This window comes from Plantactinospora sp. CNZ320, from assembly GCF_002846275.1.
In genome coordinates, this window is the sequence record NZ_PJMP01000001.1 from 4,211,724 (window position 1) to 4,234,841 (window position 23,118).

Below are 23,118 nucleotides of genomic sequence, written 5' to 3' on the forward strand. Positions count from 1 at the left end.
CCCCCGAGCTGCTGGCTCGGGGGCGGTGAACCGGAGCCGGGTCGGTCGTCCGGGCCGGCGGCGCCGGGTCAGTTGTTGAGCCCGACCGCCGCCATCCGGGCGGTGTGCGCTGCTATCAGCCGCTTGAACAGCGCCTGCACCCCCACCTGGTTGTCGAAACCTGTCGCGATCAGGGCGGTAAGCGCGGCCCGCTCGCCAGCGGTCCGTCCCGCCTGGGACAGCCCCTCGCCGACGAGCCGCCGCGCCCACATCGAGAGCCGGTTCGCGACCTTCGGGTCGGCCTGGATGGCGAGCCGGATCTCCTGCCCGGCGAACTCGTCGTACCGGGAGCCGTGCAGCACGTCCAGCACGAGTTGCCGGTCCGGCTCGGCGAGCAGTGCCGCCATCTCCCGGAGGAAGTCGTCCGCGATGGCGTCCCCGACGTACGCCTTGGTCAGCGCCTCCAGCCAGTCCTTCGGCTCGGTCGAGTCGTGGTACGACTGGAGCGCCGGAGCGAACGGGGCCATCGCCTCGCCGGCCGGTACGCCGAGTTCGGTGAGCCGATCGGCGAGCCGCCGGTAGTTGGTGATCTCCACTGCCGCCATTTCACTCAACACGGCACGTCTGGCCAGATCAGGTGCCAACCTCGCATCGGCGGCCATCCGGTCGAAAGCCATCAGTTCGCCGTACGCGACCAGGCCGAGCAGGTCGACGACGGCGCCCGGTACGGCCACACCGGTCGGCTGGGCGGGGGACGGGATCGGAGCGGGCTCTGCGGGGGCGGACACGCCCGCAGAGTACCGCCGGACCGCCCCGTCGGGGCGCATCAGGGATCGCTGTTACCGACCAGTTCGGTTGCCCACTCGCCGGTGACTGCACGAAGCGAACGTGTAACGGATGTCACAGCTCCGGACCCCGGTAGCCGGTCGTCTTCCCGGACCGGAGACGCCGTTTGCCGGGCTCAGGTAGCATGGATCAGTTGCCGAAGGAGGCAGAGGTCCGGAGAGGCTCCGCCGTTACCGGAAATTCTGCCCTGCGGCGCGCGCGTGCGGCCCGGTCTTCTACTCGGCGTTCAGCCGTCGACCGTGTGGCCCGCGCCATACCAGAATCGCGCCCTACGGACGAACGGGGCGCACCACGAGAGGGCACCCCCACAACCACATGAGCGATCACATCGAAAACATCATGGCCGGCGAGGCATTGACCGCCGACGCACCGGTCCGACCCGAGGCACCCACCTTCGCCGAGCTCGGCGCCCGGCGGGAGACCGTCGAGGCACTGGAAGCGGTCGGCATCACCCGGGCCTTCGCCATCCAGGAGTACGCCGTGCCGATCGCGCTGCGCGGCACCGACCTGATCGGCCAGGCACCGACCGGTACCGGCAAGACGCTCGGCTTCGGCGTACCGCTGCTGGAGCGGGTCTTCGCGCCCGCCGAGGGCAGCGACGGGCTGCCGCAGGCGCTTGTCGTCGTACCCACCCGGGAGCTGGGACTCCAGGTGGCGAAGGACCTCGCCGCAGCGGGCAAGACCCGAGGCGTACGGGTGCTGCCGATCTACGGCGGCGTGGCGTACGAGCCGCAGGTCGAGGCGCTGCGCAAGGGCGTCGAGATCCTGGTCGGCACCCCGGGCCGGCTGCTCGACCTAGCCAAGCAGAAGCAGCTCCGGCTGGACCGGGTGCACGCGCTGGTGCTGGACGAGGCGGACCGGATGCTCGACCTGGGCTTCCTGGACGACGTCGAGAAGATCCTGGCGATGCTGCCGGAAGACCGTCAGACCATGCTCTTCTCGGCCACCATGCCGGATCCGATCGTCGCGCTGTCCCGCCGGTTCCTCCGGCACCCGGTGAACATCCACGCCGGGCACACCGCCGAGACCGGGCCGTCGCCGCAGACCGAGCAACTTGTCTACCGCACCCACTCGATGAACAAGGTCGAGATCGTCGCCCGGATCATGCAGGCGCGGGGACGCGGACTGACGATGATCTTCACGCGTACCAAGCGGGCGGCCGACCGGGTCGCCGAGGATCTCGACTTCCGGGGGTTCGCGGTCGCGGCCGTACACGGTGACCTGGGCCAGGGTGCCCGGGAGCGGGCGCTGCGGGCGTTCCGGGCCGGCAAGATCGACATCCTGGTCGCCACCGACGTGGCCGCCCGGGGACTCGACGTCACCGGCGTCACCCACGTGGTCAACTACGACTGCCCGGAGGACCAGGACACCTACACGCACCGGATCGGGCGTACCGGTCGGGCCGGCGCCACGGGTGTCGCGGTGACCTTCGTCGACTGGGACGACATGCCCCGCTGGCGGATCATCGACAAGACCCTCGGGCTGGAGATGCCGGAGCCGCCGGAGACGTACCACACCTCCCCGCACCTCTACACCGACCTGGACATCCCGACCGACGTCGCCGGTACCCTGCCGTCCGCCGAGCGGACCCGGGCGGGGCTCTCGGCCGAGGTCGAGGAGGATCTCGGCGGCCGGTCCCGGGGCGCCGGTGGCCGGCGCGGGCCGGGCCGCGGCGACAGCGCCGGCCGGACCCGCAACCGGCGCGGCGGCAGCAGCCGCAGCGCCGGCACCGCCGACCCGATCGTGCCGGAGGCCGAGGTCGGCGGCGAGGCCGAGCCGCGCCGCCGGGAGCGGCGCCGGCGCCGGGCGGGCGAGGTCGTCGCCGGTCCGCAGGGCACGGCGGAGACGGTCGAGGTCGGGGCGGTACCGGCCGAAGCCGGCAGCGGCGCGTCGACCGCGGTCGACGCCGACGACTCCGCCAAGCCGCGCCGTCGGCGCCGCCGCAGCCGCCGGGGTTCCGGCGCCGGTGGCGACGCCATCGCCGGCGAGTAGATGCCACAACAGCTCGACGCGGCGCTCGCGCAGGTGCGGGCGCTGCTACTCGACCCCGGGTTGACCCGTGCCGTCGCCGCCGGGCGGCGGCGCGGGCAGCTCCCCACCGTGGTACGCGCCGAACTGCGCCCGGTCGCCCTCAAGTCCGGCGCCCGGCTCCAGATCGTCACCGACAACGGCGAACGGCCGTTCACCCGGAACGTCTCCCCCGGCCCGGAGGCGGACGCGGCGGTCGACGCGCTGCTGGCCGAACCCTTCGGCAACTGGCACGTCGAGACCGAGACCACCACCCTGCAACTGCGGGTGACCAAGCGGGGTGATGCGCAACTGCACCGGGTCGCCGCGCAGCGGCCCGGCTCCGCGGTCGGCTCGCACGACCGGGTCCGGGAACACCTGATCGACCCCGGTGACCCGCTCTTCGACGCGATCGGCGGCAGCGCGGCGAAGCGGCGGCAGGTCGACGCGTTCCTGCGCGCCCTCGCGGCCACCCTGCCGGCGGAACTGACCGGCCCGCTCCGGGTGGTCGATCTCGGCTGCGGCAACGCGTACCTGAGCTTCGCGGCGTACCGCTACCTGGCCGGGCGGGGTATCGAGGTGGAACTCGTCGGCGTGGACGTACGCGAGGACCAGCGGCGCCGCAACAGCGCGCTCGCCGAGCGACTCGGCTACGCCGACCGGGTACGTTTCGTCGCTGGCACCATCGCGGAGGCGACCGTGGAACCCGCCCCCGACCTGGTACTCGCACTGCATGCCTGCGACACCGCGACCGACGAGGCGCTGGCCCGGGCGGTGCGCTGGGGCGCCCGCTGGATACTCGCCGCCCCGTGCTGCCACCACGACCTCGCCGCGCAACTGCGGGCACACCCGGCCCCGGGGCCGTACGACGCGCTGGTCCGGCACGGCATCCTGCGGGAGCGCTTCGCCGACGTACTCACCGACACGCTGCGGGCGGCGCTGCTCCGGCTGCACGGCTACCGGGTCGAGGTGGTGGAGTTCGTCGACTCGCAGCACACCCCGCGCAACCTGCTGCTCCGGGCCCGGCACACCGGCGCCGAGCCAACCGACCAGCAGCGCGACGAATACCGGGGGCTGGTCGGCGACTGGCAGCTCACGCCACGGTTGCAGACCCTGCTCGACTCCCCCTGACCCTCGACGGTTTCCGGGCCGTCGATGGTTTCCAGACCGTGGACGGGTTCCGGCCGTGGACGGTTTCGGGCTGTGGGCCGTCGGGCGTCGTCGATGGGTCCCCGGCGCTGGTGCGCCGACCGGGGGCTTTTCGGCCGTACCGGCGGAACTCTCCGACGATCGGGTAGCCGAGGGCGATGCCGGCCGACCGATGGTACGGGCGGGGTGGGTGCGATCAGTCGGGTTGCCGGACCGGCTTCCGGATTACTCTCAGAAGACCACCCGAGGTCTGCGCGAAAGGGTTTTCCGCTGAACATCGGTGCCGCACAGGACTCGCCGCAGGGGGCCTTCGCCCGCTTCGTCCGGCGGGCCATCGACGACGCCAAGAGCGAGCGCGGCTGGACAGTAAGCGACGTTGCCGCGCACACCGGCGTGGGCCGCTCCACCCTGTTCCGCTGGCTCGCCGGGGACTGGCAGGACTATCCCGAGCTGGCGAAGGTACGCGGCTTCTGCACCGCGCTGGACGTACCCGTCGGGGTGGCCTTCCGGGCGCTCGGCCTGCCCGACGGCGAGCAGCAGGGCCCGCCCCGGCGGGACCGGATCGAGTCCCCGGTGGAGGCCGACCTTCGGGTGATCATGACCCGGCTCGCCGATCCCGGCGTACCGCCGGAGGAGAAGAAGCTGATCCGGGACATGCTGCGCTACCTCGCCCACCGACAGGTCCGCCGGGCCGGCTGACCGGGCCGGGCGCAGGTTCAGGCGCCTGCCTGCGTCAGGGCACCGTCAGGGTGAACTCGGCCGTGTGCACCGCGCCGGCCACCTGGAAGTCGAGGTACATCCGGTACCGCCCGGAACTCGGCGCGGCCAGCCAGAACTTCACCGCCCCGCCCGCCAGCTCGGTCTCCGGGTGGACGTGTACGTAGCCCAGGTCACCCTCGCGCAGCGCCACCAGGTGCCCGTACGCGCCGAGGTAGGGCTCCAGGGTGGTCACCGGGTTGCCACCGGAGAAGACCCGGAACAGCAGCGGCTGGCTGGCCCCGAGCTGCGGTGTCCCCTCGTAGGTAACGGTGAACTCGTCGACCGTCGCCTCCCGGGCCGGCGACGGCAGCGGTCGGGGGGCGTAGTCGCCGGCCACCACCAGGTCCACCCCGAGGGTCAGCGGCAGCTGCCCGCCACCGGCGTCGAGCGCGGTGAAGTCGGCGTACGCCCGCCAGATGCCGGGCGACGGCAGGGTCAGCGGCACGCTCCAGGTGCCGTCGGGCGCCATCGTCGGATGCAGGTGCTGGTAACCGCTGAGGTCACGACGGGCAATGATCATGTGCAGCGGCTTCTCGTGCACCACCGCGTACCCGGTCACCGGCTGGCGGTCCGGGCCGCGCACCTGGAACCGGAAGTCCTGGGCCCGGCCGGCGGTCAGGGTGGTGCTGGTCGGGGCGAGGGTGTAGCCGGCGACGCTGACGCTCAGCCCCGCGGGCTCGGCACCGCCACCAGGTCCGGCGGCCGCCCCGGCCGGATGCTCGTGCACCCCCGTCCCCGGCGGATGCGTGTGGGCCCCGGCGCTGGTCGCGGGCGGCGTGCCGCCGCCGGCCGCCGGAGTGCCACCGCTGTTCACCCGGCCGAGTCCGAACCCGGCGAGCAGGGCCAGCACCAGCCCGCCCACGGTGAGCGCGAGCCGCACGGTGCCACGGTCCGGCACGGCCGACTCGACCGGGTCGACGTCCCGATCCAACGCTGCCCCGGCCAGACCGGACGGCTCCCCTGGCCGATCGGTTTCCGGCACCGCCGACTGCTCACCCGTCACGACCGGCAGGTTACCCGTCCCGCCCAGCGGCCCGGCAGGGCCGGTCACCGAGAAGCTCCGGAGAGCGACACCCGTCACGGCCGGAGAGCGACGCCCGTCACGGTACGGAACCAAGTGACTTCGATGCGTGGCCCAGGGGTGGCATCGATCGTTAGATAGATCGTGCCGACCATCGCATTGCCATGTCGCGCCGCGGCCCTCGCCGCCGGGATGGCCGTGGCGTTGTCGCTCGTCGCCGCACCGGGGCGGGCCGCACCGGTCAGCGATCCCGCCGAGCGGATCGTCAGCGCGGAGGAGCAACTGGAGATCGTCGTCGAGCAGTACAACGACCTGCGCGAGGCGCTGCGGGAGACCCGGGCGAGGAGCGCGGCGATCCACGCCGAGATGGGGCCGCTGGAGCGGGCGATCGAGACGCACCGGACCGAGGCGAGCATGATCGCCGCCCGGGCGTACCGCACCGGCGACACCCACGCCCTGGGGGTGCTCGGCACCCTGCTCGGCGCCGCCACCCGGGAGAACCTGGTGGACCCGCTGCTCCTGCTCGACCGGCTGAGCCGGGAACAGCACCGGGTGATCGCCGCGCTGACCGATGCGCACGACCGGCTCGCCGAGGCGCGGCGCAGGGTCGAGTCGCTCGCCGCGCGGCAACGCAGCCAGGAACGGCAGCTCGCCGCCCGGAAGCTGGCGATCGAGACCGAACTGGCCCGGCTCTTCCGGCTGCCCGGCCCGGACGAACCGGCCGCCGAGGCGGCACCCCGGCTGCCGGAGCCGGGCACCGGGGCAGCAGGCAAGGCGGTACGGTTCGCGTACGCCCAGCTCGGCAAGCCGTACCGGTGGGCCGGGGACGGCCCGGACGGGTACGACTGCTCCGGGCTCACCTCGGCCGCCTGGGCCGCTGCCGGAGTACGGCTGCCGCACAACGCGGCTCGGCAGTACCGGGCGGTGACCCTGGTCAGCCGTGCCGCCCGGCAACCCGGTGACCTGGTCTTCTACTACCGCGACCTGCACCACGTCGCGATCTACATCGGCGACGGGAAGATCATCCACGCGCCGCGTACCGGCACCCGGATCCGGATCGACCGGGTCGACTACCAGCCGATCGTCGGGTACGGCCGCCCCGGCTGATCCCCGCCTCGGATCAGCACTGCATCGGCAGCCCCGCCCAGGGTCAGCGCCGAACGGGCGGTCAGCCGGCCACGGCGAGGGCGAACGGGAGCACCCCCGGGGCACCGGCCTGGCGCAGCAGCCGGGCGACGACGGTCATGGTCCAGCCCGAGTCGACGAGATCGTCGACGAGCAGGACCGGACCGGCCAACCCGGTCAACTCCCCGAGCAGCGGTTCCGGCAGTTCGAAGGCGTCGTGCAGCGCGCGTACCCGCTGGGCGCTGTTGCCGCGCGTGCCCGCACCGGCCGTCGCGCCGTCCCGGGGCGGCACCTGGCCGAGCAGCGGCAGCCGGCCGACCCGGGCGATCCGGTCGGCCAGCCCGTGCACCAGCCGGGGCCGCCGCCGCGAACCGACGGCGACCACCGCGACCGGTCGGGCCGGCCACGGGTCGTCGCCGTGCGCCCACGCCTTCAACACCTCGACCACGGCGGTCGCCACGTCCTCCGGCAACTCGCCGTCCGGCGCCTCCGGCCCGGTCAGCGCGCGCAGCCGGCCACCCCAGCCGAGGTCGGAGAGCCGCCCGACGGCCCGCCCCGGGTACGCCTGCTCGGCCGCCCCGATCCGGCCCCGCAGCGGTACCCCGACCGCTTCCAGCCCGGTCGGCCACTGCTTCTTCGCCGGGATCTCCACCCCGGGGCGGCCGAGGAACGCCTGCGCGGCGGCGAGTGCCGGTGCCGACACCTCGGCGTCGAACCGGGGGCCGGTGCAGCGGTCGCAGCGCCCGCAGGCGGTCGCCGCCGGATCGTCCAGACAGCGGCGGAGGAACTCCATCCGGCAGCCGGGGGTCGAAGCGTACTCCCGCATCGCCTGCTGCTCGGCGGTACGGGCCTGCGCCACCCGGCGCAGCCGGGCCGCGTCGTAGTGCCACGGTTCGCCGGTGGCCAGCCAGCCGCCCCGGACCCGGCGTACCGCGCCATCCACGTCGAGCACCTTGAGCATCAGTTCCAGCCGGGTCCGGCGCAGGTCGACGATCGGCTCCAGCGCGGGTGTGGAGAGTGGACGGTCCGGATGCAGCGCGGCGAGGACCGCCCGGACCTGCTCCTCGGGCGGAAAGGCCAGCGAGGCGAAGTAGCGCCAGATCGCCTGGTCCTCGGTGCCGGGCAGCAGCAGCACCTCGGCCGCCCCGACCGCCCGACCGGCGCGGCCGACCTGCTGGTAGTAGGCGATCGGCGACGGCGGCGCCCCCAGGTGCACCACGAAACCCAGATCAGGCTTGTCGAACCCCATGCCGAGCGCCGAGGTGGCGACCAGAGCCTTGATCTTGTTGTCCAGCAGGTCCTGTTCGGCGGCGCGGCGGTCGGCGTCGTCGGCCTGACCGGTGTACGACGCCACCGGGTAACCCCGGCTCCGCAGGAACTCGGCGGTCTCGCCGGCCGCCGCCACGGTCAGGGTGTAGATGATCCCCGAGCCGGGCAGCCGGTCGAGCTGGTCGGCCAGCCAGCCGAGCCGGTGCGCCGGGCTCGGCAGATCGAGTACGCCCAGCCGCAGCGACTCGCGGTCCAGCGGCCCACGCAGTACCAGTGCGTCGCCGAGTTGCTCGGCCACGTCGTCGGTGACCCGGCTGTTGGCGGTGGCCGTGGTGGCCAGCACCGGCGTACCGGCGGGCAGCCCGGCCAGGAAGGTACGCAGCCGCCGGTAGTCGGGACGGAAGTCGTGCCCCCAGTCGGAGACGCAGTGCGCCTCGTCCACCACCAGCAGTCCGGTGGTAGCGGCCAATTGGGGCAGTACGCCGTCCCGGAAGTCGGGGTTGTTCAGCCGCTCCGGGCTGATCAGCAGTACGTCGACCGTCCCGGCCCCGATCTCGGCGACGATCTCGTCCCACTCGTCGAGGTTTGCCGAGTTGATGGTGCGGGCCCGGATCCCGGCCCGGGCCGCCGCCTCCACCTGGTTGCGCATCAGCGCCAGCAGCGGCGAGACGATCACCGTCGGCCCGGCCGGCCCGGCTCCGGCGCCCGTCGACGTCGCCGTGCCCTCGGCGGACTGCCGGAGCAACGCGGTCGCGACGAAGTAGACGGCCGACTTGCCCCAACCGGTCCGCTGCACGCAGAGCACCCGGCGCCGCCGTACCACCAGGGCCTCGATGGCCCGCCACTGGTCCTCCCGGAGCCGGGCGTGCTCCCCGGCCAACCGGCGGAGCACGGCCTCGGCCCGCTCGCGTACCGACCCCGACTCCGCGCTGGCCGGTACCCGGTCGTCGGGCTGCCCGCCGGTCCGCTCGGGCTCGTCGGGCGTCCGGTTCTCGTCCATCCGGCCTTTCTACCAGGGCGCGACGACGGACCCGGCGCACCGTTACCCGGGTGAGGCCCGCCCGGCCTTGTTCGCACCCATGACACTGTGGTGATCTCTGGAACACGCCCAGCAACGGCCGGCGGTGGGCATGCGAGGAGCGGCGACGACCCACGGGCAGCCGACCTCGGGACGGGAGCGGTTGCCGTCCGGCGGTTCGGAGTTCCTCGCCCTGCTGGCCCGGCCGCTGCGCCGGCCGCGCCGGGGAGACCGGCGGCTGCCGCTGAGCTGGCTGGTCCGCTCGTCGGCCTCCCCGGATCTGATCGGCCTGCTGCGCCGGGTACCCGGCCGGGGCCAGCGCCGGCGGACCCCGCACGCCGTCCTCGACCTGACCGAGCTGACCTCCACCGACATTGCCGGCGAGCTGCGGGAGGTGCACCGGCAGCTCTCCCTGGAGGCGTTCGGTGGCGAGCGACTGCGTTTCCGGCACTACCCGCTGGCCGACTGGCTGCCGCACCGGCCCGTACCGGAGACGATGGAGGCGGGCGAGGACCGCCGGCCCGCTGGAAATGGCGCACTGGCGCATTCCGGCCTGTCAGGGCGTTTCCCGTATCTCGGGCACCTCGAACATCACGAACCGTGACCGGAGCCCTTACCCGAGAGGTTCAATGACGTCGTCGTCCGGTGCCCCGGGGCAGTCCGGCGGCAAGCGGTAAACCAGAACCAGGGTTGCCTAGTCATCCCGCCTGTGTGATGATGATCTTAATCGGAAGCCGGTTATCGATCGTCCATTGTCCAGACCAGCACTGATACGCAGATGCCTCGCCGACGGTCCAGTTTCCACGCTGACGGTCCAATTTCGGACTAGGCTACCCTGCTGCGACATGTCGGCGGAACGGGGGATTCGCCGTGGCTCGGCAACTACTGCATCCCATCCGTGCGACAAGCTGGCACGAAGCGAGCCAGCCACAGCACCCCCTCCGGATCGCCCTGGTAAACATGCCATGGGCCCGGGCGGACTTCCCATCGATCCAATGTGGCCTACTAAAGGCCGGGCTGGTGAATTTCGGCCACCAAGTGGACGTGCTCAACCTGAACCTCAACCTGTCCCGCGATCTCGGGCCGCAGAAGTACGAGCAGTTGCTGAGCCTGTCGGACTCCCGGCAGGATTTGTTGGGCGAATGGCTGTTCACCACCGCGGCCTTTCCCAAGCACGGACAGCCGGACGATGGACGCGAGTACCTCGAACGCTACCGCGACTACGCCGCCGAACTCGCCGAACGCGGAACCTCAGTCGACGAACTCGCCCACCTGCGTAACGAGGTGCTACCCGGCTGGCTCGCCGGGCAGGTCGACCTCGTGAAGTGGGGCGACTACGACCTGATCGGTTTCACCTCCACGTTCAGCCAGAACGTACCCGCCATCGCACTCGCCCAACTGATCAAGCAGCGTCACCCCCAGGCGGTAACCATCTTCGGCGGCGCCAACTTCGATGGCGAGATGGGGCCGGAGTTCGTTCGGCGCTTTCCTGTCATCGATTTCGCCATCAGCGGCGAAGCCGACGTCATCCTGCCGGTGGTGGCGGCTCGACTCAGCGCCGGCGCGTCGGTGACCGACCTGCCGGGCGTGATCAGCCGGGCCCCGGATGGCTCGGTGGCGGCACCCGATGCCGCCCCTCGCGTGGAGAGCATGGACGACCTTCCGCTGCCCGACTACTCCGACTACTTCACGACACTGAACAAGTTCGGTGAGGTGGCAACGCTTGGCGGCACACATCCGGTCCTCGTGTTCGAAACGTCCCGAGGTTGCTGGTGGGGGGAGAAACACCACTGCACATTCTGCGGCCTCAACGCACTCGGCATGGCTTTCCGGTCGAAGTCGGCGGACCGGGTACTGGACGAACTGGCCGTGTTGTCCGACCGCTACCGCCGGACCCAGTTGTTCGCCGTGGACAACATCCTGGATATGCGTTACCTCTCCACTGTGTGCGAACAACTCGCGGAGCGACGGTGGGATCTCCAGTTCTTCTACGAGGTGAAGGCCAACCTCTCCCGCGACCAGTTGGGAGCTTTGAAACGGGCCGGCGTCAACCGGATCCAGCCCGGCGTGGAGAGCCTGAGCACTCATGTCCTTTCGCTCATGCGCAAAGGCGCCACGATGCTCACCAACGTGCGGCTACTGAAGTGGTCCCAGTATCACGACATCAAAGTGTCGTGGAACATTCTGTACGGGTTCCCGGGTGAGCGGGACAGCGACTACGAACAGCAGATCGACCTCATACCCTCGCTGCTACACCTTCGCCCCCCATCCAGCTGCGGCGAGTTGTGGCTGGAGCGTTTCGCGCCGTACTTCACCGAAAAAGACTATCCCATCCACGACATACGCCCGACAGAGGCCTACCGACACATCTACCCCGAGACCGTCAATCTGGACCGCATCGCATACTACTTCGACTATCGAGCGGATCAGGTCTCTTCTCCGGAAATCCGCGGGCGACTACAGAAGGTTGTCACCACCTGGAAAGACCGCTGGTCCGACGGCGACCCGCCATTACTCACGTACCAGCGTGGTAATAACTGGATGACGATCCTCGACACGCGCGGAGAATCAGCCCGAAAGTTCTCGCTGAGCGGGTGGCGTACCGCCGTGTATCTGGGTTGCGACGACAAACCCCGCACCGCCCGTCGCCTTCGGGAGAGCCTCGGGGAGGCCGCTTCCGACGTCACCGACGAACAGGTCAGCGAGTTCCTGGACGCCTGCGTCGACAGACGGCTGATGGTGCACGAGGACGGTAAGTACCTGAGCCTGGCCCTGCCACGCAATCAAACCTGGTAGCACAGGCCGGACGACATCGGGCGGCGGCCATGTTGCCGCGCGTCGACAGATCGTCCGCAGGACCCCCTTCTGATCGAAGGGTTCGCATCACGTCGGAAAGGAGGTGGTACTCATGGACATGAATGAAACGTTCGACGAGTTCTCGGAGCTGAGCCCGGACGAGCTTCAGCGCACGCTGGAGGACTTCGGGCTGGAGCCCGGACGGCTCGGTGTCGGAGCCGTGGTGGAGATCGTGACCGGATTCGCGTCGGATCTGCCTGGCCGGCACTGACGGCCACCGTCCGGCCCCTCCCGCGACCGGCGGAGGGGCCGGACGCCGGGACAAGGCGATGCGTCGCGTCGACAGGCACAGCGCGGATATCAGCCGCGCCAGAACGAGCCATGCAGACGACCGGGACCCGAGGACGGAAAGAAAAGGACAGCCGGTGACCAATGAGGTCCAACTGCGCGCGCAGGTGCCGAAGGTGTACGGCGAAGGACTGCACCGCGAATGCACGCCCGAGGAGACCTATGATCGAGTACGTCCGTTCTTCCGACGGATCGGTCTGACCCGGGTAGCGGACATCACCGGCCTGGACCGCCTGGGCATCCCCGTCTACAACGCCGTGGTACCCCGCTCGACAGACGTCATCTCCATCTACAGTGGCAAGGGTCTGCGGCCGGCCGATGCCAAGACCTCCGCCGTGATGGAGGCGATCGAGCGGCACGCTGCCGCCCGGCCCATGCGACCCACCATCGTCACCTCGTACGACGACCTGCGCGCCGCCGGACGACCGGCGATGGCACCCCGCGAGCACAGCATCGCCGTGTCGCCCGGATACCGAGATGATCAGCCGGTCTACTGGGTGACCGGTTGGGATCTACTCAGCCAGGACGAAGTTCTCGTCCCCTACTCGGCGGTGGCCTATGGCGCCTCGAACGGGCCCCCCTGCCACCTGCTGCTTTCCTCCAACGGCCTCGCCTCCGGCAACAGCCTGGAGGAGGCGATCTGCCACGCGCTGGCCGAGGTAATCGAACGGGACTCGCTGACGCTCGCCGAGATCATCAGTGGGCAGCTCGGCTATCTCCTCCGTCAACCTCCCGGCTCCTCGGCCAAGCAGTCCGGCACCGCGACCACACGGTACGGGGACACTGCTGCCGTTCAGCCGATCGTCGATCAGTTACGGCAGCGCCATCCGCACATCGATCCGGAGTCTCTCCCACCGATGCCGCGTCGACTCTTCCAACGCTTCGTCGACGCCGGTGTGCCGCTGAATCTGGTTCTGCTCACCTCCGAACTGGGCATCCCCACGGTCCTGGCGGCGTCCAGAGAGGACAACGGTCCGGCCGCCTCCCAGACGCACGGCGGCTTCGGCACCGACCCGGACATCGGGATCGCCGCCATCCGGGCGATAACGGAGTGTGCTCAGTCGCGTGCCGTCGACATCTCGGCCACCCGGGAAGACCTCGAACTGCCTGGGACGGAGGTACCCGCACACCGTGCACGACACCGGCGGTCCTCCGTTGTCGACGACGCTGGCTGGGTCTGGAACGAAAAGGCCACCCGACGGAACGTCCACGACCTCCCGTCCCATCCGAGCGATGATGTGATGGTCGATGTCCGGCTCATGCTGGACCGATTGCGTGCCGCTGGCTTGCACCGGGTGATCGTGGTTGACCGGTCACCACCAGACATTCCGGTCCACGTCGTACGGGTGCTCGTCCCAGGTCTCGAATCGTGGGGCAGCGACCGCTCGAAGATCGGTATGCGAGCCGCTCGGGTGTGGAACGAAACGGTTAGGAAGCTCACCGCGGGTCGCCAGCCCGCTCCCGCTGGAGGCGCCGGATGACCAGGGCACCCGCCGTCGTCTTCGTCGGCCCCACTCTGCACGGCACGCCGATACCCCCGGCGGCGGACATCGACGTCCATCCGCCCGTGCGACGAGGCGACCTCGACGAGTTGATCAACCGCGAACACCCGCCGGCCGTCATCGGCCTGATCGACGGCGCGTTCTTCCACAGCATGGCGGTATCCCCCAAGGAGGTCCTCCGCGCCGTCGACCACGGCATCCTCGTCCTGGGTTCCTCCAGTATGGGGGCGCTGCGGGCGGCGGAATGCGCACCCTTCGGCATGATCGGTGTCGGCCAGATCTATCGCGCGTACGCGTCGGGAGAGATCGACGCCGACGACGAGGTCGCCATGACGTACGACCAGGAAAGTCTGCGTCCGCTGTCGGAGCCCCTGGTCAATCTGAGATTCGGTATCACGGCGGCCGTATCAGCCGGGGTGGTCACTCCCGATCTCGCGCGACACTTCCTGCGGATCGCCAAGAGCATCTACTTCCCACAGCGATCTCTGACAGCCGTGCTTGACCGGCTCGACGACGAGGTCGGCGATCGATACCGTGCTGTGATCGAACGCTTTTTCGCGGAGTCCGCGCCAGACGCGAAACGCCAGGATGCCCTTCAACTCCTGGCCAAGATCCGCGAGCACCTTCCCGGACAGCCGGATCTCCCTCAGCCACCCGCGGCAGCCATGCCCGACTGACAGTGAGGATGTAGGGGTGGGGTCACCCGGCTTGGTCTGACTCACCGACTGACCGACGTTGCTGTCCTGTAGTGGATTCGTCGGCCTGGTCCGGGTGACCCCGTTCCTGCACGTCACTGGCAGGGGCGTCGTGACCTGATAGGAGCCTGTGCAAGAGGTCCCGTCACTGTCCTGTCCGCCCGTCCCGGCGAGTGCGTGCCGACCCTGTTCGGTGCAAGCGAGAGGGACGACGGTTCCAGCATGACAGCCAAGAAGCGCAAGGTCACCGGTGGCGTCGATACTCACGGCAGGACCCATCACGCGGCGGTGATCGATCAGACCGGACGGGAACTCGGTGATCAGCAGTTCCCCGCCACACCCGCCGGTTACCGGCAGTTGCTGGGCTGGCTACGATCCTTCGGCACGATTATGAAGATTGGTGTCGAGGGCACCGGCGCTTATGGCGCGGGCCTGGCCCGCTACCTGAGCAGCCAAAAGGTCACCGTTGTTGAAGTCGACCGGCCGGACCGCAGGACCCGGCGGGTGAAGGGCAAGTCTGACCCGATCGACGCGCTCGCCGCCGCCCGCGCCGCCCTGTCCGGGCAGGCCAGCGGCATGCCGAAGACCCGCACCGGACCGGTCGAGGCGATCCGTGCCCTGCGGGTGGCCCGCAACGGTGCGGTCAAGGCCCGCACCGCCGCCATCAACCAGCTCCACGGTCTGCTCACCGCCGCCCCCGAGGACCTGCGCGCCGACCTGGTCGGCCACACCGGCATGAGCCTGGTCAACCGCTGCGCCGGCCTCACCAGCGACGACACCCGGCTCAGCGACCCCGTCGAGGCGACCAAAGCCGCCCTCACCGCGATCGCCACCCGCATCCAGGCCCTCACCGCCGAGATCACTCTCGCCGACCGGCGACTACGCCCCGCCGTCACTCAGACCGCCCCCACCCTCAGCGGGCTGTTCGGCGTTGGACCCGACGTCGCCGGTCAACTCCTGACCACCGCCGGCGACAACCCCGACCGACTTCGCAGCGAAGCCGCCCTGGCACACCTCTGCGGCACCGCACCCATCCCCGCCAGCTCCGGACGCACCGACCGACACCGCCTCAACCGCGGCGGCGACAGAGCCGCGAACAAAGCCCTACACACCATCGCCCTCTGCCGCCTGCGCTACGACCCCCGCACCCGCGCCTACCAAGAGAAACGCACCAAACAAGGCCTCAGCAAGAAAGAGATCATCCGCTGCCTCAAGCGCTACATCGTCCGCGAGATCCACACCGCCCTCCTCGCCGACTACACCGCCCTCAACACCCCTTGACATCCATAGGAGCATCCTTGACGCTCGCCTGACGGAGCGGACTGACGGAACGAGGCTCAGGCGTCCCGTTCGGCGGTGGCGGGCCGGCCGAGCGGAGGCAGGAAGACGAGCACCTCGCGGAGGGAGTCGGCCACCTCCATCGGCAGCAGGCAGCGGGCGACCAACTCCTCCATCGAGGCGTACGGCCCGCGTACCAGGCGGTCCACCAGGATGTGCCGGCTCTGCTCCGGGGAGGGTCCGGGCAGCCCGAGTACGACGTGCTCGGCAACGGAGTTGATGTCGATCAGCCCGCCGTCGTCGAAGTGGCGCGGCAGGTCCGGCCGGCCGATCCACAGCTCGGTACGGGCCGTCGGGTAGTGGTAGAGCAGGTACCGGGCATGCTCCCGGCGTACCCGTTGATCGGTGGCGATGCGCGGGACCGCCGGGGCGGATTGCCGCCGCCCGCCGCCGAGCACGCCCTGCACCCTGCGGTTGAGCAGGATCACGTGCAGGATGCCGCCGAGCCAGTTCACCAGGAAGAGGCCGAGCATCGCGAACACCTCGCCGGTGGTCACCGGAGCCGCCGGGTCCGGATCGCCACTCTCCATCCCGAGGACGAAGCCGGCCACCATCGCGAGGTACCCGACGCCGGCCACCACCAGCCACCTGCTGCGCCGCCGCCAGGCGTAGACGAAGACGACCAGCGGGGTGAGGAACCCGAATGTGATCAAGATGCCGAGCGCGCCGAGTACGGTGCCGACGGTGCTGGTCCAGTGCCGTCCGCCCTGCTGACCGGCTCCGGGGTACCCGATCGGCATCAGCGGCGGTGGCAGCTGCACCAGTGGCGGCACCGACGCGGCCGGCAGGGGCACGGCTGGCGGCGGCACGGGCTCGACAGGTGCGAGCCAACCGGCCGGCGTGGCGTCTCCGGCTCCGGCTCCGGCTCCGGCTCCGGCTCCGGCTCCGGCTCCGGCCGGAATGGTCGGGGCGGCCGGGGTGGCCGGGGTGGCCGGGGTGGAGGTGGATGTCGTCGGGGCGGGCGGCCGGGGTGATGTATCGGCCTGGTCGGGGGCGGCCGGTGTCGGGTCGGATGGCCGGGGCGACGTCGCCGCCTGGCCGGGAGCGGCCAGTGTCGGGTCGGAGCGCAGGATCCGGCGGTGCAACTCCTGGAGCTGCTCACCGGGCTCCAGCCCGTGCTCCTCGCGGAGCAGGGTACGCACCTCACGGAACGTGTTGAGTGCCTCCGCCTGCCGTCCCTCCCGATAGAGCGCCAGCATCAGCAGGCCACGAAGCCGCTCCCGTACCGGAAACTCGGCGACCAGCCGGGTCAACTCGCCGACCACCTCGTGATGGTGACCGAGCCGCAGTTCGAGTTCGGCCCAGGCCTCCAGCGCACCGGTACGCATCTCCACCAGCCGGTGCCGCGCGGAGTCGAAGAACGGTCCGGTCAGGCCGGGAAACGGCTCGCCACGCCAGAGGTCGAGTGCGGCGCGCAGCCCGGCGGCCGCCTCCGCCCGCCGGCCGGCGTCCCGGGCCGCCGTCGCCTGCCGGGTCGCCCGCTCGAACCGCAGGGCGTCGACGTCGTCCCGGCCGGCCCGCAACAGGTAACCGGCGTCGGTCAGGCTCAACACCTGGCCCGGGGTACGCGGCGACCGGTCCGGCTCCAGCACCCGGCGGAGCCCGGCGACGTACTTCTGCACCACGTTGGGACCGTTCGCCGGGGGCTCCTCGGCCCACACGGCATCGACGATCCGACCGGTCGGGACCGGCCGCCCCGCGTGCAACAGCAACACGGTCAACACGGCGCGTTGCTTGCCCGGCCCGAGTTCGAGTTCGCGGTCGGCGTGCCAGGCCCGCAACGGCCCGAGGATCTCGAAGCGCACCGCCTCCACCATGCGCCCATCACCCCCCGGCCGAGCTCGCGGACCAGTGCACGGCAGTCCGACGGCAGCATAACGGCAGTGCTCGGGGCAGGTATGCAGTGCGCGGTCAGTACGGCGGCAGTACCGGAGGGCAGCATCTCCCGGGTCGAACCACGCTCTGCGTTGAAGGGAAAGCAATGAACATGGATATCCGCGCAGCACGCTGGGCCCGGCTCACCGCCGGCCCGACTGCCGCACTGCTCGGCGTGGCAGTCCTGCTGGGCGGCTGCGGCACGCTGAAGGAGGAAGTGGCGACCGTCACGGCCAAGCAGACGCTGCTGGAGACGGTGCCGGACGGCGACGAGGGAGCGTTCCGGTTCAGCGGCAAGGACGGTACGGACGACGTCTCCGGCACGGTGGACCCGGCCGCGAAGGGACTGGAACTCTCCACCGCCATCAAGGACCCGGAGCACGGCTTCACCACCACCATCGCGTTCCGGGTGGTCGGCGGGGACACCTGGACGAAGATCTCCTTCACCGGTACCGAAGGGCTGACCGGGCTGCCCAAGCTTCCGAAGAAGTGGTTGAAGCTGGATCCTGCGAAGCTCACCGACGCGGAGGGTGTGCCGAAGTACGAGGGGGCCGACCCGGGCAACGCCGGCCCGCTGCTGGAGGCGGCCACCGCCGTCACCGACGCCGGCAGCGGCAAGTACTCGGGCACCATTGACCTCACCTCCGGCGAGGCGGCGAAGGTGCTGACGGCCGAGCAGATGACGCCGCTCGGGGAGGCGGCGAAGCAGGTGCCGTTCACCGCGACTGTCGACGGTGAGCAGCGGCTGACCTCGCTCACCCTCGACGTGCCGGCGGCCGGCAGCGCCAAGGCGTTCCAGTACGTCGTGAACTACCAGGACTTCGGCAGCGCGCCGAAGCTCGCCGCCCCGACGGGCGGGGAGGCGCAGAACGCGCCCGAGCTGGCGTACGAGCTGCTCAACGGCTGACCGTAGTGGGCCTGCGGGCCGGGTGGTGCCCACGGGGGACACCACCCGGCCCGTACGCGTTCACCGCCTGGATCAGCGGCCGAAGACGGATCCACCGTTCACTCCGAGCACCTGGCCGGTCACGTACCCGGCGGCAGGGCTGGCCAGGTATCTGACCGCCGCCGCGATGTCGGCCGGCTCACCGGCCCGCCCCACCAGGGTCTCGGCGACCCGCCGCTGGTGCCCCTCCGGCGTCATCCGGTCACCGAAGAACTCGGTGCCGGCGACGTAGCCCGGACTCACCACGTTGACAGTGATCTGCTCCGGCCCCAACTCCCGGGCGAGGTCGTACGCCCAGCCGTGCAGCGCCGCCTTCGCCGCCGAGTACGGCCCGGCGCCGCCCCGCTGTGCGGCGATCGAGCTGAGCAGCACCACCCGGCCACCGGGGCGACGCAGTGCCGACCGAAGCGCCCCGGTCAGCAGTACGGCGGTGAGCACGTTGCTGTCGAAGTTGGCCCGCCACTGCGCGGCCACACCGTCCAGGGTGGACGAATCGCCGCCGAGGTAACCACCCGCGTTGTTCACCACCACGTCGACGGTGCGTCCGCCGACCGCCCCGGTGACCCGGCCGACCTGCGCCGGGTCGGTCAGGTCCGCCGGTACCGCCTCGACCGAGCCCGGCCGCCCGAGCCGCTCCCCGATCCGTGTAGCGGTCTCCTCCAACGGTTCGGCTCGGCGGCCGACCACGATGACGTCGTACCCGTCCTCGGCCAGGCCCTCGGCGATCGCCGCGCCGATTCCGGTCGCGCCGCCACTGACCACCGCCAGTCTTTCCCGCACCTGTCTCTCCCCCCGCTGCCGTCCCATCCCGTCGACCGGCGCCAGGCTACTCGCCCCGTGATCCCGTAACGTCCGGCCGCTCATAGCGAGCCGGACGCTACGGGATCAACAAAAGGCGGAACGGTCAGCGGGGTGGGCGGGTGCGGGTGGGTAGGAGGGAGCGCAGCGGACCCAGCCGGGTGGAGAGGCTGGCCAGGCCGCCGGGGAAGAAGTAGACCGCCAGGATGAAGACCGTGCCGAGCACGAAGAGCGGCTGCGACAGCGGCGCGCTCAGCACCCCGGGCAGCGAGTCCACCGCCGACGAGGTGCCGAAGGCGGTCAGCCGGTGGTCGAGATACATGTAGAGCATGCCGCCGATCACCGGCCCCCACCTGGTACCCGGCCCGCCGAGCACCACCATGACCAGCAGCGAGAGGGTCAGCTCGGAGGAGGTCACGTGCGGTGAGGCGCCGCCGACCAGCAGGCAGTAGATCGCTCCGCCTGCGGTGGCGAGCCCGCCGGCCAGGGTGAAGGCGAGCAGCTTGAACCGGTACGGGTCGAGCCCGAGCACCCCGATCCGCCGCTCGTCGTCGCGCAGCCCGGCGAGTACCCGGCCGGTGGGCGAGCCGGCCACCCGGTGCACCACGAAGACGACCAGGGCCAGGTACGCCAACGCCAGCCAGTACAGGTTGACGGTGTTGCCGACCCCGACCAGCATCGCCGGCAGCCCCGACACGTCAAGCGACAGTCCCTCCTCGCCACCGGTGAGCCCGCCGAAGTCCCGGGCCACCAGGATCGCGCCCACCTGGGCGAACGCCAACGTCACCATGGCGAACGCGATCCCGGCGGTACGCAGCGCGATCGCGCCGAGCAGCCCGGCCAGTACGGTCCCGCCGACCAGGGTCAGCAGCGCCGCCTGCCACAGCGGCAACCCGGCCCGGGTGACCAGGATGTCGGTGCCGTAGACGCCGGCCGCGAAATAGAGCGCGTGCCCGAAGGAGAGCATGCCGGTCCGGCCGAAGAGCAGGTCGTAACCGGCGGCCAGGCCACCGAAGACGAGACAGATGGCGAGCAGTTGCAGCGTCCCCGGCCCGTTCAGTGGCCCGTCGAAGACCCCCGGTACGGAGACCGTCGAGTACGGCAGTACCGCGAAGACCAGCAGTACCAGCAGCGGTGACCAGGCCCGTAGGGCCGACCGCCGGTCCCGGCGGGGTGCCGGCGCGGTGCTGCCGGTCGGCGGGTTGTCCGCCGCCGCCGTCTTCAACCCGGTCATGCCCGTCCCCTCGCTCGGCGCGGTCACGTCGTCGCCGCCCTTCCGGCGATGCCCTGCGGGCGGAGCAGCAACACGACCGCCAGCAGGGCGACCACGCAGATGTCTCCGGCCCCGGAGGTGCCGTAGTAGTTGACGAACTGCTGGAGCAGCCCCACCGCGACGGCTGCGTACGCGGACCCGACGACCGAGCCCATCCCGCCGATCACCACAACGATGAAGGCGAAGATCAGCAGCGAGCCACCCTGGCTCGGCGATACCGATCCGAAGTAGACCCCGCCGAGCGCACCGGCCAGCGCGGCAGCCGCCCCACCGATCGCGAAGACCAGGGTGAACGCCTTCCGGACGTCGATGCCGAGCGCGGTGACCATCTCCCGGTTCTCCACCCCGGCCCGGATCACCAGGCCGTACCGGGTGTAGCGGAGGAAACCGAGCAGCACGGCGAGCACCAGTGCGGCGGCGAGGATCAGCAGCAGGCCGGAGTTCGGCACCTTGGCGCCGAGCACCGAGGTGACCTGCTGGGTCCAATCCGGGCGTGGGAAGGGGCGCGGGTCCGCACCCCAGGTCGCCTGGAGCAGTGCCACCCCGGCCAGCGAGAGCCCGACGGTGACCAGCACCTGTTCGATGGTGCGGGAGTAGAGCGGACGGATCATCACCAGCTCGACCGCCACCCCGACCACCGCACCGGCGACGACGCCGAAGGCGACCGCGAGCACGAAGCCGAGGCCGGACGGGCCGGCGCCGGGCAGGTTCCCCGCCGCCCACCAGGTGGCGTACGCCCCGACGGAGAGGAAGAGCCCGTGCGCGAAGTTGAGCACGTCGGCCAGGCCGAACACCAGGGAGAGCCCGGAGGCGACCAGGAAATAGAGTGCGGCCAGGCCCAGCCCGGTGAGCGTCAACAGCACGATGGTGCTCATCCGGCCGACACCTCCCGGGCAGGCTCGGCCGGATGCTCGCCGGCCACCCCGACCCCGAGCAGGGATCTGGTCAACTCCGCCTCCCGCAGCAGTTCGGCGGCGGCACCGGACCAGGCGACCCGGCCGGCGGCGAGCACCACCGCGTCGCTGGCCAGCCGGCGTACCACCGCGAGATTCTGTTCGACAAGCAGCACCGGCACGGCGACCGCGACCCGCTCCAGCACCTCGGCCACCTCGGTGACCACCTTCGGCGCCAGCCCCTTGGTCGGCTCGTCGACGAGCAGCAGCCGGTTGTCGTTGAGCAGCACCCGGCCGATCGACAGCATCTGCTGCTGGCCACCGGAGAGCGAGCCGGCCCGCTGCCGGCCGCGCCGCTTCAGCTCGGGGAAGAGTTCGAAGACCCGGTCGTACGCCGGGGTGCCGCCACGCCGCTCGGCGAGCCGCAGGTTCTCCGTCACCGTCAGGCCGGCGAAGACACACCGGTCCTCGGGTACGTAGCCGAGGCCGTCCCGGACCAGCCGGTGGGTCGGCTCGCCGGTCACCGGCCGGTCCCCGATGCGCACCGTGCCGCGTACCTCGCCGCCGCGCGGGGTCAGCCCGAGGATCGCCCGCAACGTGGTGGTCTTGCCGACCCCGTTGCGGCCGAGCAGCACGGTCACCCCGCTCGGCGCCACGGTGAACGAGACGCCCTGCAGGATGTGCAGGCCGGCGATCCGTACCGACAGGTCGGCGACGGTGAGGACAGGATTCGCGCTCACAGTGCCTCCCCCAGGTACGCCTCCTGCACCACCGGGTTGGCCATCACGGTCGCCGGTACGTCACAGGCGAGCAGCGCGCCGTGGTGCATCACCGCGATCCGGTCGGCGAGCCCGAGGATCACGTCCATGTGGTGTTCCACCATGAGTACGGCCCGGCCACTGTCACCGGTCAACGACCGGATCACTGTCACCAGCTCGGGTACGTCCTCGGCGCTCACCCCGGCCATCGGCTCGTCGAGCAGCATCACCCTCGGCTCGCCGGCCAGCAGCAGCGCGATCTCCAGTTTCCGCTTCTCGCCGTGCGCGAGGGTGCCGGCCAGCGCGTCGGCCCGATGTGCCAGGCCGACCCGGTCCAGTGCCGCGTCGGCGGCGACGACCACCTCCCGGTCGGCCGCCGCGCGCCGCCACAGCTTCATCGAGCCGCCCCGGTGTGCCTGTACGGCCAGCCGGACGTTCTCCCGCACGCTCAGCGAGCCGAAGACCGAGGACGCCTGGAACGTCCGGCCCAGCCCGAGCCGGGCCCGCTTGTGCGGCGGCAGCGCGCTGATCTCCGTACCGTCCAGCAACACCTGGCCGGCGGTGGGCCGGCGCAGGCCGGAGACCAGGTTGAACAGGGAGGTCTTGCCGGCGCCGTTGGGGCCGATCACCCCGAGGAACTCCCCGGGGGCCAGCTCCAGGTCGACGCCGTCGACGATGGCGACCTCGCCGATCCGCCAGGTCAGGTCGCGGGTGGCGAGCACA

20 protein-coding genes are annotated in these 23,118 nt (G+C 71.0%); 11 read left to right on the forward strand and 9 right to left on the reverse strand.

Features of this window, described 5'->3' with window-relative positions; all coding sequences use genetic code 11:
* Positions 1-68: 68 nt before the first annotated feature.
* Positions 69-767, reverse strand: a complete 699-nt coding sequence (locus CLT71_RS18660) for a ferritin-like fold-containing protein (protein ID WP_486483333.1) — start codon at positions 765-767, stop codon at positions 69-71.
* Positions 768-1,140: 373 nt separating this feature from the next.
* On the opposite strand from CLT71_RS18660, the gene CLT71_RS18665 reads away from it, so the two are divergent.
* The 3 genes from CLT71_RS18665 (at position 1,141) to CLT71_RS18675 (ending at position 4,680) form a co-directional block, all read left to right on the forward strand.
* The gene (locus tag CLT71_RS18665) at positions 1,141-2,817 is read left to right on the forward strand and encodes a DEAD/DEAH box helicase (protein ID WP_101368239.1); all 1,677 of its coding nucleotides are present in this window, start codon (positions 1,141-1,143) and stop codon (positions 2,815-2,817) included.
* On the forward strand, positions 2,818-3,963 hold the full coding sequence (locus tag CLT71_RS18670) for a class I SAM-dependent methyltransferase (protein WP_101368240.1): 1,146 nt from the start codon (positions 2,818-2,820) through the stop codon (positions 3,961-3,963).
* Between the two features lie 294 nt (positions 3,964-4,257).
* A complete protein-coding gene (locus tag CLT71_RS18675; RefSeq protein ID WP_101371571.1) occupies positions 4,258-4,680 on the forward strand; it encodes a helix-turn-helix domain-containing protein in 423 nt (140 codons plus the stop codon).
* Positions 4,681-4,714: 34 nt separating this feature from the next.
* Here the strand turns inward: CLT71_RS18675 and CLT71_RS18680 are convergent, their stop codons facing one another.
* Entirely contained in the window at positions 4,715-5,743 is a 1,029-nt protein-coding gene (locus CLT71_RS18680) for a hypothetical protein (RefSeq protein WP_486483334.1), read from the reverse strand.
* Between the two features lie 162 nt (positions 5,744-5,905).
* Between CLT71_RS18680 and CLT71_RS18685 the strand changes: the two genes are divergently transcribed.
* Positions 5,906-6,868: a C40 family peptidase gene (locus CLT71_RS18685; RefSeq protein ID WP_143743509.1), complete on the forward strand. Its 963-nt coding sequence runs from the start codon at positions 5,906-5,908 to the stop codon at positions 6,866-6,868.
* Between the two features lie 61 nt (positions 6,869-6,929).
* Here CLT71_RS18685 and CLT71_RS18690 read toward each other — a convergent pair whose 3' ends face one another.
* Complete coding sequence (locus CLT71_RS18690; RefSeq protein WP_101368242.1) at positions 6,930-9,155, reverse strand: DEAD/DEAH box helicase; 2,226 nt, start codon at positions 9,153-9,155, stop codon at positions 6,930-6,932.
* Between the two features lie 130 nt (positions 9,156-9,285).
* Here CLT71_RS18690 and CLT71_RS18695 point away from each other — a divergent pair, with 130 nt between their 5' ends.
* From CLT71_RS18695 to CLT71_RS18715, 6 genes are all read left to right on the forward strand, one after another.
* On the forward strand, positions 9,286-9,777 hold the full coding sequence (locus CLT71_RS18695) for a hypothetical protein (RefSeq protein WP_101368243.1): 492 nt from the start codon (positions 9,286-9,288) through the stop codon (positions 9,775-9,777).
* A 266-nt stretch (positions 9,778-10,043) separates the two neighbouring features.
* Complete coding sequence (locus CLT71_RS18700; protein WP_101368244.1) at positions 10,044-11,969, forward strand: RiPP maturation radical SAM C-methyltransferase; 1,926 nt, start codon at positions 10,044-10,046, stop codon at positions 11,967-11,969.
* A gap of 112 nt (positions 11,970-12,081) precedes the next feature.
* Positions 12,082-12,240 (forward strand): hypothetical protein, encoded by a 159-nt coding sequence (locus tag CLT71_RS37050; RefSeq protein ID WP_158242258.1) that lies wholly within the window; start codon positions 12,082-12,084, stop codon positions 12,238-12,240.
* A gap of 154 nt (positions 12,241-12,394) precedes the next feature.
* Positions 12,395-13,798: a YcaO-like family protein gene (locus tag CLT71_RS18705; RefSeq protein ID WP_199187635.1), complete on the forward strand. Its 1,404-nt coding sequence runs from the start codon at positions 12,395-12,397 to the stop codon at positions 13,796-13,798.
* Positions 13,795-14,496, forward strand: a complete 702-nt coding sequence (locus CLT71_RS18710) for a TfuA-like protein (protein WP_101368246.1) — start codon at positions 13,795-13,797, stop codon at positions 14,494-14,496. Before CLT71_RS18705 ends, CLT71_RS18710 begins: the two co-directional genes overlap by 4 nt.
* Positions 14,497-14,736: 240 nt before the next feature.
* On the forward strand, positions 14,737-15,795 hold the full coding sequence (locus CLT71_RS18715; protein ID WP_101371573.1) for an IS110 family RNA-guided transposase: 1,059 nt from the start codon (positions 14,737-14,739) through the stop codon (positions 15,793-15,795).
* A 56-nt stretch (positions 15,796-15,851) separates the two neighbouring features.
* On the opposite strand, the gene CLT71_RS18720 is transcribed toward CLT71_RS18715, so the two are convergent.
* A complete protein-coding gene (locus CLT71_RS18720) occupies positions 15,852-17,669 on the reverse strand; it encodes an AfsR/SARP family transcriptional regulator (RefSeq protein ID WP_101368247.1) in 1,818 nt (605 codons plus the stop codon).
* Between the two features lie 170 nt (positions 17,670-17,839).
* Here CLT71_RS18720 and CLT71_RS18725 point away from each other — a divergent pair, with 170 nt between their 5' ends.
* A complete protein-coding gene (locus CLT71_RS18725; protein WP_486483335.1) occupies positions 17,840-18,634 on the forward strand; it encodes a hypothetical protein in 795 nt (264 codons plus the stop codon).
* Positions 18,635-18,706: 72 nt separating this feature from the next.
* On the opposite strand, the gene CLT71_RS18730 is transcribed toward CLT71_RS18725, so the two are convergent.
* From CLT71_RS18730 to CLT71_RS18750, 5 genes are all read right to left on the reverse strand, one after another.
* Positions 18,707-19,453 (reverse strand): SDR family NAD(P)-dependent oxidoreductase, encoded by a 747-nt coding sequence (locus tag CLT71_RS18730; protein WP_486483336.1) that lies wholly within the window; start codon positions 19,451-19,453, stop codon positions 18,707-18,709.
* Between the two features lie 124 nt (positions 19,454-19,577).
* Positions 19,578-20,705, reverse strand: coding sequence for a branched-chain amino acid ABC transporter permease (locus CLT71_RS18735; RefSeq protein WP_101368250.1), 1,128 nt, complete (start codon positions 20,703-20,705; stop codon positions 19,578-19,580).
* Between the two features lie 23 nt (positions 20,706-20,728).
* Positions 20,729-21,619 carry a branched-chain amino acid ABC transporter permease gene (locus CLT71_RS18740; RefSeq protein WP_101368251.1) on the reverse strand — a complete coding sequence of 297 codons (891 nt, stop codon included), beginning with the start codon at positions 21,617-21,619 and terminating at the stop codon, positions 20,729-20,731.
* Positions 21,616-22,377 (reverse strand): branched-chain amino acid ABC transporter ATP-binding protein, encoded by a 762-nt coding sequence (locus CLT71_RS18745; RefSeq protein WP_101368252.1) that lies wholly within the window; start codon positions 22,375-22,377, stop codon positions 21,616-21,618. The genes CLT71_RS18740 and CLT71_RS18745 overlap by 4 nt, the downstream gene beginning before the upstream one ends.
* Entirely contained in the window at positions 22,374-23,117 is a 744-nt protein-coding gene (locus tag CLT71_RS18750; protein WP_101368253.1) for an ABC transporter ATP-binding protein, read from the reverse strand. The genes CLT71_RS18745 and CLT71_RS18750 overlap by 4 nt, the downstream gene beginning before the upstream one ends.
* Between the last annotated feature and the right edge of the window lies 1 nt (position 23,118).

Excerpts from the sequence above, each read along its gene's own strand:
- CLT71_RS18665 (WP_101368239.1), top strand. The coding sequence starts at position 1,141 with ATGAGCGATCACATCGAAAACATCATGGCCGGCGAGGCATTGACCGCC.
- CLT71_RS18670 (WP_101368240.1), top strand. The coding sequence starts at position 2,818 with ATGCCACAACAGCTCGACGCGGCGCTCGCGCAGGTGCGGGCGCTGCTA.
- CLT71_RS18690 (WP_101368242.1), bottom strand. The coding sequence starts at position 9,155 with ATGGACGAGAACCGGACGCCCGACGAGCCCGAGCGGACCGGCGGGCAG.
- CLT71_RS18695 (WP_101368243.1), top strand. The coding sequence starts at position 9,286 with ATGCGAGGAGCGGCGACGACCCACGGGCAGCCGACCTCGGGACGGGAG.
- CLT71_RS37050 (WP_158242258.1), top strand. The coding sequence starts at position 12,082 with ATGGACATGAATGAAACGTTCGACGAGTTCTCGGAGCTGAGCCCGGAC.
- CLT71_RS18710 (WP_101368246.1), top strand. The coding sequence starts at position 13,795 with ATGACCAGGGCACCCGCCGTCGTCTTCGTCGGCCCCACTCTGCACGGC.
- CLT71_RS18715 (WP_101371573.1), top strand. The coding sequence starts at position 14,737 with ATGACAGCCAAGAAGCGCAAGGTCACCGGTGGCGTCGATACTCACGGC.
- CLT71_RS18720 (WP_101368247.1), bottom strand. The coding sequence starts at position 17,669 with ATGGTGGAGGCGGTGCGCTTCGAGATCCTCGGGCCGTTGCGGGCCTGG.
- CLT71_RS18725 (WP_486483335.1), top strand. The coding sequence starts at position 17,840 with ATGGATATCCGCGCAGCACGCTGGGCCCGGCTCACCGCCGGCCCGACT.
- CLT71_RS18735 (WP_101368250.1), bottom strand. The coding sequence starts at position 20,705 with ATGACCGGGTTGAAGACGGCGGCGGCGGACAACCCGCCGACCGGCAGC.
- CLT71_RS18740 (WP_101368251.1), bottom strand. The coding sequence starts at position 21,619 with ATGAGCACCATCGTGCTGTTGACGCTCACCGGGCTGGGCCTGGCCGCA.